The sequence below is a fragment of the Microcystis viridis FACHB-1342 genome (assembly GCF_014698335.1).
GTDB lineage: Bacteria > Cyanobacteriota > Cyanobacteriia > Cyanobacteriales > Microcystaceae > Microcystis > Microcystis ichthyoblabe_A.
The window spans coordinates 1-18,912 of sequence record NZ_JACJSV010000054.1 but is presented as its reverse complement, the minus strand read 5'-3'; the positions used below and the strand labels follow the sequence as shown (position 1 = coordinate 18,912).

The window sequence follows — 18,912 nt, the reverse complement described above, 5'->3', positions numbered from 1 at the left end:
ATGCCGATTAGCATACTCTGTGATGAACCCTCCCCCATCTCCCCAACTCCTGGAGGTAGTGCGAGAGACGATACGCCCTACCGCATTACTCCTACCGCACCGAACAAACATATCTGGACTGGATTAAGCGTTATCTGCTCTTCCATCAGAAAAAACATCCCCGTGAAATGGGGGGTGAAGAAATTAGAGCCTTTTTGACCCATCTTGCCGTTGATAAAAACGTTGCCGCCGCCACCCAAAACCAAGCCCTCAACGCCATCCTTTTCCTTTATCGAGAAGTTCTTAAAATTGAACTGGAAAATATCGGTGCATATTTACGAGCAAAAGGTCACAAACGTCTGCCCACCGTCCTCACCAAAAAAGTAAAAATGGCTGATGATTTTAGCGATCGCACAACAAACTGCGATCGCTGCCCAGGTAATTCTCAACCCACCAAAGTTAGGATTGCTCATCGAAGAAATTGAATCTCTTGAGAAGCAATTACTGAGCTTGCGGGTTGAGAGTCGAAGTTATCCCTTAAATGAGCTAATCGCCTTTAGCTCGGCTTTTATGACGATGAAAGCCATTGCCAGCAACTTAAATCAAATGAGTCAAGACTTACCTGCCTACAGCCAATAGGGGCTAAATCCCTTCTTTTCTGGCTAAAAGGACGGGACAATTGACATTAACCCGCACATAATCCGAAAGGGAAGTACCGAGAAGGCGATCGAGATCTGGTAAACTCTTAGCCACGGAAGGACGGCGATCGGGCGAACCCAACAGTAAGAGATCGACACCATAATCATCGACGAGTTTGCAGAGTTGTTCTCCCGGTTTACCCCCCGTCACCACGCAGCGATAGGGTATATTCATCCGTTTCGCTTTTGCCACTGCCGGCCCTATAATCGGGTTTTCTTCCATTTCTTTGGGGGAAGTGGGGGCAAATTCCGGTTTTAAGTCGGGGTTGACGCGGGCCAGAATTAACTCCGCTGAAGGATAATCCCGCAGGAGATAAATAGCCAGATCGAGAGCTAAATCAGCCGAGCTAGACTTATCGAGAGCTACCATCACCTTTTTGATTTTTTTGACGTAAATATCGTCTTTTACCAATAACATCGGGTGATTAGTCAGTTGAAAGACGTATTGACTGACGGAATTTTCTAGAATTGCCTCCAGTCGCTTCAGTCCTCGGGAACCCATCAGGATCAAGTCTGCACCGATTTCGTCGGCAACTTGACAGACGGTATCTTTGGGATCTCCTTGACGCAGAATCGTGGAGACTTTGCTCGGTTCAATTTTGACTTCTTGCAGGATTTTAGTCAGCATTTGGGTCCCTTCTTCCCATTTACTGGCCAGAGCTTCGGTGGTAATCTGAGGGGGAACAACCCGGAGAATGGTAATCGACGCTTTCCGGATAGCGGGGAGATCCATCAATGCTTGTAGCATTTCTTGGGTTTGACCTGCGCCGGAATCAGCGTATAGTATTTTCTCTAGCATAAGATTAAACTCGGTCTATGATCTTAATGGTTTTAGCCAATTTTCAGCATACTGCTAATGTTGTTCCCGAAATTTAACAACTTATTAAGCGCTTTTTCTTAGGTAAATGCGATGCCGAAGGCACTGCGTAGCAGCTCGCACTTGAGGGGATTTTAAGTATTTATGCTCAATTGACTAGAAATACTTGGCTCAAAATCATCGTGTCAAGCGTTCATTTGTATTATATTTTGGCTGCAATGCTGGCGCTCTCTTTTAATCACAGCTAAATTGACCATTTAATTGATGATTATTCATGGTTAATTCTCCAGCAACCACAAGAATTTTTTATTTTTACAAGAGGTGTAGTTATGTCTTTATCAATTCGGGTAATTATCCTAGTAGCGACGACAGTTTATCAGACGCTATCTGTTTGGTTAGAAGAACAAAAAGCACCGCCGGGTCATTTGATTAATCTGGGTAAATATCGCCTACATTTTTGTCTAGCGGGAACGGCTAGTCCCACTATTATTATTGACCATAGTTTAGGGGGAATTGAGGGATATTTTTTGCTAGAAAAATTGTCACAATTAGCTAGGGTTTGTATTTATGATCGAGCCGGTTATGGTTGGAGTGATCCTAGTCCATATCCCCGAACTAGCTACCAAATTGTTCAGGAATTAGATAAATTACTAACCCAAGCAAAAATAGAACCGCCTTATATTTTAGTTGGTGATTCTTTTGGCAGTTATAATGTTCGACTGTATGCTCATCTGTTCCCAGAAAAAGTAGTAGGTTTGGTACTCACCGACGGTTTACACGACAAAGGAATGCTGAAAATGTCGCCAGCATTAAAGGCATTAAAATTATTTTTCATCTCTGGATTTTTGATGTCGATTATCGGCTCAATTTTAGGCATTATACGAGTTTTGAGAGTTCTAGGAGTTTTTGAATTATTAAAACCAGAATTGCGTCGCTTTTCCCCAGATTCTTGTGATCGAGTTAAGCGTTCTTTCTGTCGCGCTAAACACTGGATGACGATGAGTAGAGAAATGTTTAATCTCGACCAAAGCGCTCGTCAGGTGAGTGAGGCTAACAATTTCGGTAATTTACCGATAGTTAGTATTAAAGCTAATTCTTTTTTTAAACCCTCCCTTTGGACTCGCTTTATTCCTCTCAAAAGTGCCAACCGACTCCGGGAGGAGATGCACCTGGAATTAGGCAAGTTATCTGGAGATTTTCTGCAAATACAAGCGGATAAAAGTAGTCATTTTGTCTGGATGGATCAACCGGATGTGATCATCGATGCGGTCAGAATTTTGCTTGACAAAATTAACTCTGTGTGCTAGGTAGGGTCTGCTGAATAAATCTAAAAACCTTGTTGGATAAAACTTTTAGACTTTTTTGATATCAAAAAGTGTCAGCCATTGGAGTGAACGGGGGGGAATAAAACCCTACACCCCACACCCTACACCCCACCAACAGACTTTTTGCCGCAAACCCTAATTATTGAGGGTAATAATCTGGGCGCTAAAACCCTGTCTAGTTAACTCTTGTAACCGTTGTTTAGCTTGGTATTGTTGCTGAAATAACCCCGCTTGAATAACATTTTCTCCTGCGCGGATAAATGCGAGGGGTTCAATTTCTTTAATTTTTGCCAACGCTTCTGCACTATTACTTTTAACTTCAACGCGAAAGAGTTGATTAGTAGCAATAACCCGCTGCTGTGGTGGGGGAGAAGGGGGTTTATTGGCGCGATTTTCAGGTCTGGGTGCCGGTGGATTGACAGTTGGACGAGGATGATTATTAATCACCGTAGCATCGGCAGGACGCACGGGAGCGGGGGCTTGAAAAACGTATTCTCTCAGGGGTTGATTACCGGAAACCGGGGCAGCCACCGGGGGGCGAACTGATGGAGAATTAACCGAGGGTAAATTTAAGGGTGGACATTGGGAACAATTAACGGCACTGGGACTGTCAGAACGTTTAGTTGGTTGTCTCACTGCCGGCGGTGGGGGCAAACGACGACCGGGATAAAGATTCTGGGCAAAAGATAAGTTGGCTTTTAGCAGCAGCGTTCCTTGAGCGATTATCCCGACTTTTAACCAAAATAAAGCCGAGAAAAACAGTAAGTTTGTTCTCATTGTGCTGGTTTGTCCTCACACGAAATTTGGGTACACCATGTCCAAATTTTAAAGGAGGAGATGCTAGTCTAGAAAGTATATTGGTTAAAAATCATGACAAAGTTTATGGGGAAAGTTGTTGTCGGTCTATCGGGGGGAGTAGATAGCTCTGTTGCCGCTGCCGCCTTACACGCTCAAGGTTATGATGTTATTGGCTTGACCCTGTGGTTAATGAAGGGTAAAGGTCAATGCTGCTCCGAGGGAATGGTAGATGCGGCCTTTATTTGTGAGCAGTTGGGGGTTTCCCATCATATCGTCGATAGTCGCGAGCTTTTCCAAAAAGAAATTATTGATTATCTAGTTTCTGGTTACGAAGCGGGAATCACACCGCTGCCCTGTTCTCAGTGCAATAAAGCGGTAAAATTTAGCCCGATGCTGCATTATGCTAGGGAAACCTTGCAAACGGACACTATTGCCACTGGTCACTACGCCAGAATTCGTTTTTCTCCTGAAAACAACCGTTATCAACTGCTGCGTGCCGTCGATCAAAATAAAGATCAATCCTATTTTCTCTATGATCTAACTCAAGATGTACTGCGTGGGACTTTATTTCCCTTGGGCGAACAAACCAAGGCAGAAACCCGCAGGATTGCCCAGGAATTCGGCTTAAAAACAGCAGATAAACCCGATAGTCAGGATTTATGCTTGATTGAAGCTCATGGAACTATGCGCTCGTTCTTGGATAAGTATATCGCCGTTAGTGAGGGCGATATCGTCGATCTTGATGGCAAAGTTTTGGGTAAACATAGTGGTATCCATCATTATACGATCGGACAACGCAAAGGCATCGGCATCGCCGCCGCCGAACCCCTCTATGTGGTCAAACTCGATCCCGTCATGAATCGGGTTATCGTCGGTAATCGCGCCAGTGCCGTTAGTGCCGATTGTCTTGTCGCACGGATGAACTGGGTTTCTATTGCTCAACCCACCACCCCTATCCGCGCTCAAGTACAGGTCCGTTATCGTTCTCCGGCCGTTCCCGTCAATGTTATTCCCCTAGAAAATGAGCAAGTGAAACTGGTTTTTGATGAACCACAATTTAGTATCACCCCCGGCCAAGCAGCCGTAATTTATGAAGGGGAGATTGTCCTCGGTGGGGGGATTATCTCAGGAGCCACCCCATAGGGAGAGCCACCAATTCACAGAATAACCTGATTATGGTTCGCAGGTCATTCTGCCAATTAGGGACTCTCCCCGGTAGGTTTAGCTAAAAATTAACGACGGGGTACAGAAGCCTCGATGTTAATATTCATAGCGGAGACTCTTGGTACAGGATTGCCTTTGGCGCTACCGAGACCCCGGGCCATAGCCAAGAAGCTGGAAGGATCGCCAGCTTTGGGTTTTTGCTCTTGGGGAACATAGCGACGGACAGCATTCTGCCAAACGATTTGAGGGAAGCCCAAAATACCACGATAGTAGCCATCGTAGCGAGGCGAGGTGATGTTGAATGGACGTTCACCAATTTCGCGGCTGGCTAGGGTGCGACGACGTTGGTAGGGAACGGTATCATAACCAAAGCTTTGCAGATACTCGTCACTGTTGAGAAGTTGATCGACAAAACCTTGAATCCCTTTGGTGGCAACGACAATCGACCAAGCAATTTTTTCTCTTTCGCTATAGACATCGCGACCGAGAACTCTTTGTACTACCTGTTCGACAAAGCGATAGTTGCTGTTTTTCTCGTAGAAGCTGTTATAGAAGGTTTTCGATAACAGTAAACCACGAATGAAATCCCGCACCGATAATTGTCCATTGCGTAATTGGGATTCGAGGAAGGGTTCCCGATCCCATTTGAAGGCATGGAAGAAAATCTGACGGTAAGCGGCTTCGATTAAATCGTCCAGGTCGGTAGGGGAGAGGACATTTTCTGTCGTGTAAACTTTCGGTTTTTCGTCTCCACCGACATCATAACCAGCTACCCGCACGTTTTGGGACTTGGGGGCGTAATTTAAAAGAGGAATGGCCAAGGGTAAACCTCCGTATCCTTAGAAATGCTTAAAAAACTTTCCTCCTAATGATAAGGGAGTAGGTGCCAACTAGAAAAGAAATATTAAAAATTCTTACAATTGTTAAGAAAACTTGCTTACCATCCGGGGAGTGGGGGAGCGCCGGAGCAGGGAGCGCCGGAGCAGGGAGCGCCGGAGCGGGAGCGGGGAGATTGGAGAAAAAAACTGATAACTGATAACTGAATTTACCAGCCACTAATCGAATAGGATGAAGGTTCGGGGGAATCACTAGAGACTGACTCCGATGACTGATTACGGGATTCAGCACAAAAAGTGGCCGTATTAAAACCCCCAAAACGTTGAACTGTGCTAGTGCGGAGACGTAAATCGGCATCGGCAAACCAAAAACGCTCGATCGAGGTCATAGTTTCGTATTCTGTAATTAAGACTAAACCTTCCTGTTCATCAATGTGATAACGGCCCGCCACGGGAACGATTTCCGCATAACCGCGCTCCCGCAGGAGAACACCCGCTTGGGGATTATCTTCGTCGGGAATTAGCGCAAAAACGGTGGTTCCTTGATGATTTTCGTCTTCTTTGTCCCACTGCATCGAACCATCCCAACTGACAAAGGCACCCCCCACAGTCTTAGCGGGATCGACTTCGTGCATTTCACAGATAGCGATAATTTTCGGGTTATCGGCGCTTAAAGCTTCCACATAAATCTCGGAATCGCCGGTTTCTGAGCGTCGAAAGGGTAAATGATGGGTGGTGCGCTGAGATTTCCACTGTCCCGCACTTTTCTGAAAAAAGGTCATCCCGTCCATAGTTTTTATCCTCTATTTTTCCCATCTATTTTAACGCCATGGCCGTTTTCTGTAACCCTTGTCCTCCTCTCTCTCTCATTCATCCCCAAAATAATCATGATCAATTCTCTTGATTTCATAGATTTCTTTTGTCGATACACCTAAATTATAATCAATCATCAATTGACCTAATTCTTCCCCATCAATCAGCACTATTTTTATCTCATTTCTGGGGGCATATTCTAACGCCTCTTTGGTAAAATATGAGGTAGTGATAAAAATACCTTTTTTGGCTCCTTGTCCCGCTAATGCCCCGACAAATTTCTGAATTTCTGGACGACCAACGGCATTATTATCAGCCCATCTTTTGGCTTGAATATAGATTATATCTAAACCGAGTCTATCTTCTTTTATTATTCCATCAATCCCTTGATCACCGCTCTTACCCACTGCTTTACCTGCATCTCTAATCGAGCCACCATAACCCATTTTTACCAGTAATTCTACTACTAATTTTTCAAAAGCATCTGGGGATAATTTTCGCAGAATAAAAAGTAAGTCTGTTGCTAATGCTTGACGAATTTCTTGATAGGAGTTTTCTAGTAATTCCTCGGGATTTTGTTCTTGATCAGAAGTTGATAAATTGCTTTCAAGAGTAATAGTTTCATTTTGCTTATTGACTCGATTGAATTCTTGAAATTCAGGAAACTGTCTCAGAAATTTGGCATCAATTCGAGCAGGATTTTGAGATAAGATTTCTTTTCCTTTCTCAGAAATTACAAAAGTTGCCCTTTGGGGTGAGTCAATTAATCCCGCTTTCTTTAAATAGGTTTTTGCCCAACTGACTCGATTAGAAAAAATTTCTTGTTGTCCACTGGGAAGCATTTCTTTTCTTTCCGCTTCTGTGACTTGAAACTCTCTGACCAAGGCTTCAATAATTTCTCGATATTTATACACTTTGCCATCTGCAAGTATTTTTAATAGAGGCAACATAATCGATTGAAAATCGGGAATAGGCATAGTTCAGATGAAAAGCGGGGGCAGTCATCACAATTATACAGCAACAAGCTCCAAGAATTTAGATAGATAATAATACACCTGAAATTATTAAGAATGTCGAGAGGCATTCCTCAAGAATCTGAGAGAGAATCAATATTATGGGCATCTAATACTAAATCTTGTTTAAAAGGTATAGGAAAGCAGTGGAGCTTTTTTAGTGAACAGTAAACAGAAAACAGTGAACTAAAAACTCACATCTGATAACTGATAACTGATGCAAAACTGACGGCTTGGCTCTTCTAGGTTCTGTGTGATAAGTTTAACTTACATAGGATCGATCGATCTTTGTGTCCTTTGTGTCTTTGTGGTTCGCTCCACTCCCTCGCTCTTGAGTAATGTATCTTAGAATACATTTTACCCACCAAACCTGGGAGAGCCACGGCTTTAAATATAACTTAACTCAGTAAAAAAGACCTATTCGGATGGACAAGAAAGCCTTTTTTAAGGGCCTCTCGTCCTAATAACATCCGAAACCCCATGACATCGCGATTAGTCAAGGTTAATTCGATCGGCCATTGACGACCGCCAAGCAATACACTTGTTCTGATAACGGGACGTAGTTGACTTTGACCACCGGAATTTTTTACCTGTCGCCATTCGAGGATTTCTGCGGTGGTGGTGACAGTGTGGTGACTATCTTTTTGGTAGGGATGAACTTGAAAGCGCAGCCAATTGCGATCGCCATCTCGAAAAGGATGCAGATGAAAAGCGTGTAGGGCCGAGGAGCGAGCGCCTGTATCAATCTTGGCCTTAATTTTGGTAATGCCTAAATCGGGTAAATCGAGCCATTCTCGCCAACCGACGATCACTCGATCGAGGGTCATTTTTTTGTCTCTCGTCTAGAATATTCATTAATGTAGCAGAATTCTTAATTTCCTCCCTCTAAAAGTTTACAGATTGAATTTGAGCGACTACAATTAGACCATTCAAACTCCTGGGTGTGGTATGAATTTAAAACCATCTGCTTCTTCGTTACTTGGTATGGTTCGATAGGGGGGCATAAATCGACTAAATCCTTATCTGGCAAGAGACTTAATTGATTAGTTCGCTCCAGATCGCAAACAATTGACAAAAATTGCGGTAATGTCTGTTTCTATAAGGGTTTCATCCCTTATAACCCCCGTCCATTGCATAACACAACCCGAAGAACCACAAATGTTTGAGTAAAATCGGAGTAAAGTCTTTAGGTTTAGGCGATTGATGCCGGATAGGGTTAGAGTAATCAGGGAGAAACTGATTTATCGAGAGGCTATATTATCCTATGCTAGAACTCTACCAATTTGAATTATCTGCCTATTGTGAGAAAGTCCGTCTCATCCTCGACTATAAAGGTCTTGCCTATAAAAAAAGGGACGTGGTGCCAGGGGTGGGACAATTGGAATTATTCCGTCTTTCCGGACAGCGCCAGGTCCCGGTCCTCAAGGATGGTGACACTTATATCGCTGACTCGACGGAGATTGCTTTTTATCTCGATCGCAAGTATCCTGAAAAACCAATTATCCCTACAGATCCCCTCCAACGGGGTCAATGTTTATTAATCGAAGAATGGGCCGATGAATCCCTGGGATTAAAAGGAAGAACCGCTTTTCTCGGCGCTTTTGCCCAAAATCAAAACTTTCGTACCGCCTTTTTACCCCGGGAAACTCCCGATTTTATGCGCTTGTTGCTGGGTTCCTTGCCGGGGGAATTAATTGATATTTTTGGGACGGGTGTAGGTCTGGGAAAAGATGCTATCAATACGGCTAAAAAAGGGCTACAACAGGACTTAGAGGCTTTAAACCTCATTTTAGCCAATCGTCCCTATTTAGTCGGGGATCAGCCCAGTTTAGCCGATTTAGCTGTGGCGGGATTAAGTGTACTGCTTAAGTTTCCCCAGGGTTCCTATCTCAACTTACCCCCGGAATTGCAAGGCAAGGGGATTCCAGGGTTAGCTGATAATAGCGCCTACGAGGGCTTTTTTGTCTGGCGTGATCGTCTTTATAGTCAATACCGTCAAACTATTACCCCGGGGAGTTCCACCCCTCCCATCGATTCCCCCAACTCTATCCAGATTGAATAGCAGAGCTTGACTAGGGTGGTGGGGTGTGGGGTGTGGGGTGTGGGGTGTAGGGTGTGGGGTGTGGGGTGTGGGGTGTGGGGTGTGGGGTGTGGGGTGTGGGGTGTAGGGAGATTAAATAAAAGCAATCTCCTATCTCCTGTTAAGATTCGCGTAAAACGTAGCCAACACCGCGCACGGTATGAATGAGGCGTTTTTGACCACCAGCTTCCATTTTCAGGCGTAAATAGCGAATATATACCTCAATAACGTTTGATTCTCCTTGAAATTCATCTCCCCAGACATTTTCGAGAATTTGATCCCTTGATAATACTTCTTTCGGGTGAATCATCAGGTAGCGGAGCAGTTCAAATTCCTTCATCGTCAACTCAATATTTTTGTTCTTATAGGAGAGACGACGAGTGGCTAAATCCAATACTAAGTCACCGAAGCGCAATTGTTCGGGGATAGTTTCCATCGGTTGCAGGTAAAAACGGATTAATTTGAGGAAAGATTGCGAATTATAGGGTTTGAGAAAATAATCGTCGGCTCCCGCTTCCAAACAGGCGAGACGTTCTTCTAGAGTTTCTTGAGATACTAATAAAATAATATAAACGCGACTTCCCTGGGAACGTAAACGACGACAAAACTTGACACCGGCCTCCGCCGCGAGGAGGCGATCGAGTATAATCATCGCTGGCTGCCAACTTTCCACTTCTGGGAAAGCGCTATCAATGCTAGGCACAATCAGGGGACGATAACCTGCTTCTTGCAAGTTCGCACTAGCTAGTTTAGCGATATTCTCCTCAATTCCCACCAAGAGAATCGAAGAACTCAGAACTTGTGTACTCATTAGTCGGCAGCGGTAAAGAAATAGGAAAGATAGGGAGGCGACTGGCCAATTATACTTAATTCATTCTTGCCTAACCGATTTTAGATAAAAAAGTTAACGCTGTGGTGCGTTGGACAAAATTACCATTGACAGACCAACCGGTCACTCGATCGGGGGACGACCAGAGGCTAAGATGATCTACAGGGGGATCCGCATAAAAATTTTCTCCACCGCTACCCAATAAACAGGAACTCCAATGGGTAAAATAATCATGACTAAGGCGATAAATGGGAAAATTACCGATTAATGGCACTCCCCACCCGTCCAGAGCCATTAAAGCTCGAATTTTCACCCCTTGAGCTTGCCAATAATAGGCTAAAGCGATCGCATTTACCACCCCCGCACTAAACCCAATCAAGGTTAGGTCTTCTCCGGGTAAAAAAGCTTCATTTAAGCAAGAAAAAGGAGAAATAATAATATAGGAGCGTAATTTTACCGATTTGCTCCCCAGATGTCCTAAAAAATCCTCCGTCAATCTAGAATCATGAAAACCAGTACAAATCACTAAGGTATTGACACTCCCGTCCTTAAAAGCGAGGGATTCTTGGTTCATAGAGTTTCCTTAATTAGTAGTTTAAATGAGCCTAAACCCTTAAATAGCCTGGAATCCAACAAAGCAAAAAGCTTTTTTTATTAAAATTGCTTTTTTGAATTCTGGTGAGCCTTACTTGGCAAGGCTTGCGTCGATTATTTTCTGCTAACATATCATAACTACTCTAGAAGAGCCATAATTGTTAAGAAAATGACGCGAATTACCGTTATTGGTGCAGGGATTGGCGGACTAACGGCGGCGGCATTATTGGCGCGTCGAGGTTATCAAGTCACAGTATATGATCAGGCGCTTGTCCCCGGGGGTTGTGCCTCGACTTTTTCCCGTCGGGGTTTTACTTTTGACGTGGGGGCAACTCAAGTGGCAGGATTAGAAGTAGGGGGCATTCATCAGCGCATTTTTGCCGAATTAGGGATAGATTTACCCGATTCTGTCCCCTGCGATCCCGCCTGTGCCGTTTTTCTGCCGGGGGAAACCAATCCGATCAATGTCTGGCGCGATCGGCAAAAGTGGCAAGAGGAAAGACAAAAACAATTTCCGGGCAGCGAACCTTTTTGGCAATTATTACAAAAACTCTTTCAAGCAAGTTGGCGTTTTCAAAGTCGCGATCCAGTTTTACCCCCGCGCAACTGGTGGGATTTAGGGCAATTAATCGCCGCTTTGCGTGTAGATACTGCCATTACCTTCCCCTTTACTTTGATGACTGTGGGGGATGCTCTGCGATTATACGGCTTAGAGAGGGATAAACGCCTAAAAACTTTCCTTGATCTCCAGTTAAAGCTTTATTCCCAAGTTACTGCCGATGAAACCGCTTTACTTTATGCCGCCACCGCTTTAGCAGTTTCTCAGTCTCCCCAAGGTTTATCCCACCTTCAGGGTAGTATGCAGGTATTAAGCGATCGCCTAGTAACAGCTTTGGAAAAATACGGCGGTAAATTGCAAATGCGCCATACAGTGGAAAAAATACTGACAGAAAAGGGAAAAGCCACGGGAATTATCGTCAGAAATCAAAAAAATGGTCAAATACATCCAGAAATGGCCGATGAGATTGTCGCTAATATCCCGATCCAAAATTTACCACAATTAATCGATCGCGAAGCCATTCCCAGTCTTTATCACCGGAGAATCGAAAAACTTCCCCCCGCATCCGCTGCTTTTGTGGTTTACTTAGGAGTCGATCGCGCTGCTATTCCCCCCGATTGTCCTCCCCATTTGCAATTTCTCTACGATTACGATGGCATAATCGGCGAAAATAACTCTTTGTTTGTTTCCGTGAGTAAAGAAGGGGATGGTCGCGCTCCAGTGGGAAAAGCGACGATTATTGCTTCTTCCTTCACCGATACCAGTCTTTGGTGGCGAAAAGGAGAAGATAATTATCAGCAATTAAAAGCAGCATACACCCAAGAGGCGATCGAGCGTCTCGGTAATTATTTCCATCTTAGTCCTGATCACATCGTTCACATCGAATCAGCTACTCCTCGCACTTTTGAACGGTTTACGGGGCGAAATCAGGGCATTGTCGGCGGTATTGGTCAAAGACTGTCCACTTTTGGCCCTTTTGGCGTAGCGACGCGCACTCCGATCCCCCATCTTTGGTTAGTAGGAGATTCCACCCATCCGGGAGAAGGCACTGCCGGAGTCAGCTATTCGGCACTAACGGTAGTTAGACAGATTGAGAATAAATTAAGTAGTCGTGCAAAATAAATTTCCTAGTGAAGATAGGCAAGAGGCAATAGGCAAGAGGCAATAGGCAAAAGCTTTATCGAAATGTGTAATTAATTTTGCTTAGGTACTTAGCTTCTAGTTAGCCGTAATTATGAATTATGAATTATGAATTGGTAAGAATAAATAAAAGCAATCTTCTGAATACTGAATACTGATAACTGATAACTGTTAACTGTTAACTTACCCACTGATAACTGATAACTGATAACTGATAACTGTTATAAAGCGCCGGCTGCCGTGCGATCGAGTATTCCCGCTCCTAGATGAGAGGTAATATTAATTGCTTGCAGGACTGGTTGAGAGTCAACTCCTTTAGGATAATCGATAACACTAACCGCACCATTTCCCTGTTTAATATTCCAGAAATTAGCGGGTTTTAAACCCAATAAATAACAAAGAATCACCTTATTAATGGCATCGTGAGCTACTACCATAATTGTCTTAGGACTATCACTATTACTATAGGTTTTAACGATTTGCTGCCAACAAGCGATCGCTCGATCCCAAACCTCCTGTAAATTCTCCCCTTCCGGCATTTGCACGGTTTCCGGGGCATTTTTCCAGTCTTCTAACATCCCGGGGAAACTCGCTTCAATTTCCTCCTCTAATTTACCTTCCCAAAGTCCGTGACAGATTTCTGTCAGATCCACTTGGGTGTCTAAGGTGACATTGGGGTGATATTGCAGGATAATTTGGGCAGTTTCCTTGGGACGGGACAAAGGACTGGTGACAGCGTGATCGATCGCCGTTTCTCGCAGAAATTCGGCGGCTTTCTCAGCTTGAGCTTTGCCATTATCATTGAGAGGAATATCGCGCACCCCTTGAAAACGTTTATCCCGATTCCATTGGGTTTCTCCGTGACGCACAAGCAGCAGCCTAGAACCTTGGAAAGGAGGACGCGGTGGGGGTAAAGCTATCCCTAGGTGTGCCGTTTGATTGAGGGATTCCACCTGGACAGGATCACCAAAATCACGCGTAAAATTGAGAACATTAACGCAACAGTTAGATTGTTGGAGGGAATGGTATAAGGAAACTGGAATACCGATGGCACTGAGGATTAAACAGCGATTAATGCCGTTATGGGCAACAATGAGGATAGTTTGGCCCTCGTGTTGGGGAATAATTTCCCGCCAAAAATCCTGCGCTTGTTGATAGAGGGAGAGAACGGGATAATGTTCCTGACCATCGGGCAGTATCATCTTAAATTCATGAGGTTTTTGGTGCCAATCCCGATATTCTTGGGGGTATTGAGCTTTTACCTCCTCTTTGACCATATTTTCCCAGATAGGCAGATCGATTTCTAGTAACTGCGAAGTGGGTTGAATGACGGGAGAGTGATTTAAACGAGACTGAATCACCTCAGCAGTAGATTTGGCTCTTTGGAGAGGACTACAGTAAAAAGCGGCGATATCGATTTGACTGAGGGCATTTCCTACTTTTTCCGCGTCCAGATGCCCTTTTTCCGTCAAAACCGAGCCATCACTGCGACCTTGTATTTTCTGCTCTGCGTTATAACTGCTTTGTCCATGACGAACAATAATCACACGAGTAGCCAAGCGGTTCAGTCTCCTTAACTAAAAGTCTCAATATCAGATTACAGGCGATCGGGATCGGAGTACAAATCAGTGATCAGTAATCAGTAATTACTAGAGTTCGCTTGTACTAAAATATCGCCTACAGTTTCAAGGCAGCACAGCATATCAAAACTTCCTGATATAACAATCTCTTTGGGATCAAGGGTTTGGCGGTTTAGTCAAGAAACCATGACAATGTACTTGGTCAAAATCGGAATCTTGCTGTTTAATAGGTATTTATAACAAGCGATTCCCTTGATCCCCATCGAGTGGATCTCTTGTTCACAAAGCAATCGATGAGTAGTTGAAGGATTACCCAGATCACTGCTTTTGCAAATGCCCAAAAACATTTGCCGTCGTAACTAATCGGAGAGCGTCAACTCATGGTTCCAGAATACCCCCCCTTAGATGAGATGACCTTGCGGCAACTACGACGAGTTGCCAGTCAATACAGCATCTCTCGTTACAGTCGGATGCGGAAAACGCAATTAATCGAGGCAATTACCCAAGCTATGGGAGTAAGCGGCAATTTTAAATCTATTATTAAAGAGGAAAAACCAGTGGAAGCAGCAAAATTTGAATTAGGTCAAGCTAACCCGATCGAAGATATTCTAGGTTCAGTGGATGATGGTTTAGGAGATCTGCCCGGTGGCTACGGGGAAAATCGCATTACCCTCCTACCTCGCGATCCTCAGTGGGCCTATGCTTACTGGGATATCCCCAACGAATCAAAAGAAGATCTCCGTCGTCAAGGAGGACAACAGTTAGCCCTGCGTCTTTATGATGTCACCGATATCGATATCAATAGCCAAGGCGCGCATAGCGTCCAAGAATATCTCTGTGATGAATTAGCCCGGGAATGGTACTTACCGATTCCAGTCAGCGATCGAGATTATGTTATCGATATCGGTTATCGTTGTGCTGATGGACGTTGGTTAGTTTTGGCCCGTTCTCCTTTAGTGCGGATTCCTCCCGTCTATCCTTCCGACTGGATTGAAGATATTTTTGTCACCGTTAACTGGGAAGAAGAACTGGTGGGTAAAACTGTTTACGAACTCGTTCCCCCCAGCAAACGCTACGACAGCAGCACCGGAACCACCGGAAGCCCTATCTACGACCAAATTTTCGAGAGTGTCGGCGATATCGAGGCCCTACGGGTGGCCGGTTCCTTGTTTGGTTCCATGCAGCACGTCGCTGGTTCCGTACCGATGTCGGAAGTGATCAGTTCTTATGTATTCCCCTCCGGGGTTGGTATGTGGGCAGTTCCCACGGTATCGGGACTAACCGCTTCCGGTATCGGGATGACTGCTTCTGGTATCGGTATGGGTGCTTCGGAAACCCTACAACGTCCGCGCAAATTCTGGTTAGTTGCCGATGCAGAATTAATCGTCTATGGTGCCACCGAACCCGATGCCACCGTAACTATCGGTGGTCGTCCGATTAAACTCAATCCCGATGGCACTTTCCGCTATCAGATGTCCTTCCAAGATGGTTTAATCGATTATCCGATTATGGCCGTGGCCGCCGATGGTGAACAAAATCGTTCTATCCACATGAAATTTACCCGGGAAACCCCCTCTCGCAACACCAACACTAAAGATGAGGCGGTTCTAGAATGGTTATTCTAGATCGGGTTTTCTAACGTTACCAAAGCCAACCTAATTACTTCCCCCTAACTGAGATTCAGTTAGGGGATTTTTTTCGAGAAGTTAACGGCAAGCTACCGAGGGGGTTGCTTGGCGCTATCAACTTCTATTCCCAAATCTGACAGCTTAGATCGCCCGATTTTTGGGAAAGACGCAGATTTTCACCGTAATCGACGGGAACATCGATCACCGTAGGCACCTCTTGCCGGAAAGCCTCCTCTAGTGTCGGGATCAAATCCTGAGCAGATTCCACCCGATAGCCTTTTAATCCCATACTTTCGGCAAATTTAACAAAATCGGGATTACCAAACTTAATAAAAGAAGAGGTCCCAAAATAGTTTAACTGCTTCCATTCGATTAAACCGTAACCGCCATCATTAAAGATGAGAGTGACGAAGGGAGTTCCCACCCGCAAAGCTGTCTCCAATTCCTGACAATTCATCATAAAACCGCCGTCTCCCGTCACCGCCACAATGCGCTTATCGGGATGAACTAACTTAGCGGCGATCGCACCAGGGATAGCAATACCCATAGCGGCGAAACCGTTAGAAATAATGCAAGTATTAGGACAATCGGAGTGATAATGGCGGGCCATCCACATTTTATGAGCGCCCACGTCACAAATAGCGATATCTTCCGGTCCCATAACCTGACGCAGATCGTAGATCAATTTTTGTGGCTTGATCGGAAAACCCGTATCATTGGCATAGGTTTCGTAATCGGCCCGAATTTCCGTCTTTAATCCCGCGGTGACAGGAGTTGGTTTATTCTGGCGATCAGCCCGTTTGAGGATATCGATGAGAGAATCGGTGATATCACCCACCACTTCCACCACCGGAGCATAACTGCTGTCAATTTCCGCTGGAGTCATGCCGATGTGAATAATCGGTAATTTCCCGTCTGGATTCCATTTTTTCGGGGAATACTCGATTAAATCGTAACCAACAGCGATAATTAAATCACTGCGATCGAAGGCACAACTAATCAAATCCCGTTGCTGTAATCCTACCGCCCAAAGAGCCAGAGGATGGGTATAGGGAATCACCCCCTTACCCATAAAAGTGTTAGCCACAGGGATATTCAAGGCCGTGGCGAATTCCGTTAAAGCCTCACTAGCATTAGCGCGAATTGCCCCATTTCCCGCCAAAATCAAGGGATTTTTCGCTTTAGAAATCACTGCCGCCGCCATATTCAAAGTCCGATAGGAAGCGTAAACTTTTTCCTGACTGTCGAGGGGCAAAGGACTACCATCGGCAGGCATAGCGGCGATATTTTCAGGAAGATCGATATGAACTGCCCCCGGTTTCTCACTTTGGGCGGTTTTAAAGGCTCTCCGTACCACTTCTGGGGTTATACCCGGCCGGACGATCTGTTTATTCCATTTCGTCACTGGGGCGAACATGGCCACCAGATCCAGGTATTGATGGGATTCAATGTGCATCCGATCGGTTCCCACCTGGCCGGTGATGGCCACCAAGGGTGCCCCATCCAGGTTAGCATCGGCTACCCCTGTCATCAGGTTAGTCGCCCCCGGTCCTAAGGTGGAGAGACAAACCCCCGCTTTTCCCGTCAAGCGTCCATAGACATCGGCCATAAAAGCCGCGCCCTGTTCGTGACGGGTGGTGATAAATTTGATCGAGGAGTTTTTTAGGGCTTCCAAAACATCGAGGTTTTCTTCCCCGGGTAGCCCAAAAATATACTCGACCCCTTCATTCTCTAGACATTTAACTAGAAGTTCGGCTGTGTTTAATTCCCCCATAATTCCCTCCTGTAGAGCTTACTTCATCAGTAAAGTCTCTAGAGATAGTTCATCCCGGCGGATTGAGGTTGTTGCGCTCAACTCGTCGGGATGATATCAGTAGACTATATGTACCAATGTAGCTGACTAAAATTTTGTTTAAGTCTATCCATATACTATTGTGACTTAGATCTTGACCCTTGGCAGATTATTTATTACCACAATGGAGGGGAATTTTTTTTTAGGCCGTTAATTCTTCGGCAGCGTGGGCTAGTTGGGCGGCGACTTTGGCTAGATAGGGACGACTTAACCACCAGATAAACGGGGACAGCCAACCGCGCAGGGTGACAGAATAGGAAATATAAGTACCACAGAGGGTTGATTCTACTTGGTAGGTCATTTTCTGTTCCATGCCGGGGATAGCGAGAACTCTGAGGCTGAGGAGTTCCCCGGGGCGGACATTTTCCACGAAAACCCGGATAGGAATGGGAGTCAGACGGGTGACAGCTTGATAGATTAACCCCGGTTTAGCGATTAAACCCAAGGGAACATCGGCCTTGGCAATCAAAGGATGCCAAGAGACATCGGCCACATTGATTAATTTTTGCCAGAGGACATCGACGGGGGCGCTACTGACCACCCGATAGGTTTTGTAGAGTGAAAACTTACAGAATAGTCTGCCTTTGGCCGCTACAATCCTTAGGGAAAAATTGAGAATCACCGATCGCCCCCCCGCAAAAATAATCCAGGTAATCTTCCATTGTAAAAAATAAATGGCTTTCTGGGAGTGTGGGCTTTTTATAATTTTAACTTAGCGTCAGCAGAAGTCCCGCGCTTGAGTGCGATCGAATGAATGCTCTATTTAATTTGCTGTCATAACGTATCAAGTCGGAGCGATCGCTAGACTAAAGAGATAACCAAATAGCCTCCGATGGGTAATGATTTGGTAGTAGTGGCGTAGCCCTCTTGCTTACCTGGTATGAATTGTGTAAAATATTTATTAATAAAAATAATTGGAACCCGATCAGTCTTTAAACCTCTAGCTTGATCATGACTTTTCTGATAAATATCTTTTTCTGGCTCCTGTCTGGCTTCCTGAAATATCAGTCTAGCACCGAACAAAGTACCCCCCCTAGTTCACCTCCGTTCTGGCCAATCTCTCAAAATTACCCGATGATATTATCGACAATCTGAAACTGGCTCTTAAAGGGGCAACACTGTCCATGACTGAAGGCATTCCCAATCATTTTGAAGTGATTAGAAGTCTTCCTCATGGTCATGTAATGGCTATTTTAGAGACGATTAA

At 44.9% G+C, this 18,912-nt stretch carries 18 protein-coding genes; 7 read left to right on the top strand and 11 right to left on the bottom strand.

The features are described from left to right. Window positions 1-113 precede the first annotated feature (113 nt). Entirely contained in the window at window positions 114-464 is a 351-nt protein-coding gene (locus H6G40_RS16610; protein ID WP_190538005.1) for a phage integrase N-terminal SAM-like domain-containing protein, read from the top strand. Further along, complete coding sequence (locus H6G40_RS16605; RefSeq protein WP_242028780.1) at window positions 445-618, top strand: hypothetical protein; 174 nt, start codon at window positions 445-447, stop codon at window positions 616-618. The genes H6G40_RS16610 and H6G40_RS16605 overlap by 20 nt, the downstream gene beginning before the upstream one ends. Before the next feature lie 3 nt (window positions 619-621). On the opposite strand, the gene H6G40_RS16600 is transcribed toward H6G40_RS16605, so the two are convergent. Further along, window positions 622-1,476 (bottom strand): universal stress protein, encoded by an 855-nt coding sequence (locus H6G40_RS16600; protein WP_002735121.1) that lies wholly within the window; start codon window positions 1,474-1,476, stop codon window positions 622-624. Window positions 1,477-1,823: 347 nt separating this feature from the next. On the opposite strand from H6G40_RS16600, the gene H6G40_RS16595 reads away from it, so the two are divergent. Beyond that, window positions 1,824-2,801 (top strand): alpha/beta fold hydrolase, encoded by a 978-nt coding sequence (locus tag H6G40_RS16595; protein ID WP_190537999.1) that lies wholly within the window; start codon window positions 1,824-1,826, stop codon window positions 2,799-2,801. Between the two features lie 153 nt (window positions 2,802-2,954). On the opposite strand, the gene H6G40_RS16590 is transcribed toward H6G40_RS16595, so the two are convergent. Then, a complete protein-coding gene (locus H6G40_RS16590; RefSeq protein ID WP_190537997.1) occupies window positions 2,955-3,596 on the bottom strand; it encodes a hypothetical protein in 642 nt (213 codons plus the stop codon). 105 nt (window positions 3,597-3,701) lie between these two features. Between H6G40_RS16590 and mnmA the strand changes: the two genes are divergently transcribed. Further along, the gene (gene mnmA, locus H6G40_RS16585; RefSeq protein ID WP_190538003.1) at window positions 3,702-4,760 is read left to right on the top strand and encodes a tRNA 2-thiouridine(34) synthase MnmA; all 1,059 of its coding nucleotides are present in this window, start codon (window positions 3,702-3,704) and stop codon (window positions 4,758-4,760) included. Window positions 4,761-4,849: 89 nt separating this feature from the next. Here the strand turns inward: mnmA and H6G40_RS16580 are convergent, their stop codons facing one another. The 4 genes from H6G40_RS16580 to H6G40_RS16565 form a co-directional block, all read right to left on the bottom strand. Continuing rightward, entirely contained in the window at window positions 4,850-5,602 is a 753-nt protein-coding gene (locus tag H6G40_RS16580; protein ID WP_002744197.1) for a phycobilisome rod-core linker polypeptide, read from the bottom strand. 224 nt (window positions 5,603-5,826) lie between these two features. Next, a complete protein-coding gene (locus H6G40_RS16575; protein ID WP_002770022.1) occupies window positions 5,827-6,408 on the bottom strand; it encodes a phycobiliprotein lyase in 582 nt (193 codons plus the stop codon). A gap of 75 nt (window positions 6,409-6,483) precedes the next feature. Continuing rightward, entirely contained in the window at window positions 6,484-7,407 is a 924-nt protein-coding gene (locus H6G40_RS16570; protein WP_190537995.1) for a restriction endonuclease, read from the bottom strand. Between the two features lie 434 nt (window positions 7,408-7,841). Then, entirely contained in the window at window positions 7,842-8,270 is a 429-nt protein-coding gene (locus H6G40_RS16565) for an ATP-dependent zinc protease family protein (RefSeq protein WP_002737273.1), read from the bottom strand. 437 nt (window positions 8,271-8,707) lie between these two features. Here H6G40_RS16565 and H6G40_RS16560 point away from each other — a divergent pair, with 437 nt between their 5' ends. Next, window positions 8,708-9,505 carry a glutathione S-transferase gene (locus H6G40_RS16560; RefSeq protein WP_190537993.1) on the top strand — a complete coding sequence of 266 codons (798 nt, stop codon included), beginning with the start codon at window positions 8,708-8,710 and terminating at the stop codon, window positions 9,503-9,505. A 139-nt stretch (window positions 9,506-9,644) separates the two neighbouring features. On the opposite strand, the gene nblR is transcribed toward H6G40_RS16560, so the two are convergent. Both nblR and H6G40_RS16550 read right to left on the bottom strand, forming a co-directional pair. Further along, the gene (gene nblR, locus H6G40_RS16555; RefSeq protein ID WP_042790735.1) at window positions 9,645-10,334 is read right to left on the bottom strand and encodes a response regulator transcription factor NblR; all 690 of its coding nucleotides are present in this window, start codon (window positions 10,332-10,334) and stop codon (window positions 9,645-9,647) included. A gap of 70 nt (window positions 10,335-10,404) precedes the next feature. Beyond that, window positions 10,405-10,926 (bottom strand): hypothetical protein, encoded by a 522-nt coding sequence (locus H6G40_RS16550; protein WP_002736927.1) that lies wholly within the window; start codon window positions 10,924-10,926, stop codon window positions 10,405-10,407. Between the two features lie 189 nt (window positions 10,927-11,115). Between H6G40_RS16550 and crtD the strand changes: the two genes are divergently transcribed. After that, window positions 11,116-12,627: a C-3',4' desaturase CrtD gene (gene crtD, locus H6G40_RS16545; protein ID WP_069473747.1), complete on the top strand. Its 1,512-nt coding sequence runs from the start codon at window positions 11,116-11,118 to the stop codon at window positions 12,625-12,627. A 239-nt stretch (window positions 12,628-12,866) separates the two neighbouring features. Here the strand turns inward: crtD and H6G40_RS16540 are convergent, their stop codons facing one another. Then, on the bottom strand, window positions 12,867-14,204 hold the full coding sequence (locus tag H6G40_RS16540) for a histidine phosphatase family protein (protein ID WP_069473746.1): 1,338 nt from the start codon (window positions 14,202-14,204) through the stop codon (window positions 12,867-12,869). 401 nt (window positions 14,205-14,605) lie between these two features. Between H6G40_RS16540 and H6G40_RS16535 the strand changes: the two genes are divergently transcribed. After that, window positions 14,606-15,850 carry a DUF4912 domain-containing protein gene (locus H6G40_RS16535; protein WP_002744224.1) on the top strand — a complete coding sequence of 415 codons (1,245 nt, stop codon included), beginning with the start codon at window positions 14,606-14,608 and terminating at the stop codon, window positions 15,848-15,850. A gap of 124 nt (window positions 15,851-15,974) precedes the next feature. Here H6G40_RS16535 and H6G40_RS16530 read toward each other — a convergent pair whose 3' ends face one another. Next, on the bottom strand, window positions 15,975-17,627 hold the full coding sequence (locus tag H6G40_RS16530) for an acetolactate synthase large subunit (RefSeq protein WP_069473745.1): 1,653 nt from the start codon (window positions 17,625-17,627) through the stop codon (window positions 15,975-15,977). A 220-nt stretch (window positions 17,628-17,847) separates the two neighbouring features. Beyond that, window positions 17,848-18,327 (bottom strand): hypothetical protein, encoded by a 480-nt coding sequence (locus H6G40_RS16525; protein WP_002735718.1) that lies wholly within the window; start codon window positions 18,325-18,327, stop codon window positions 17,848-17,850. Between the last annotated feature and the right edge of the window lie 585 nt (window positions 18,328-18,912).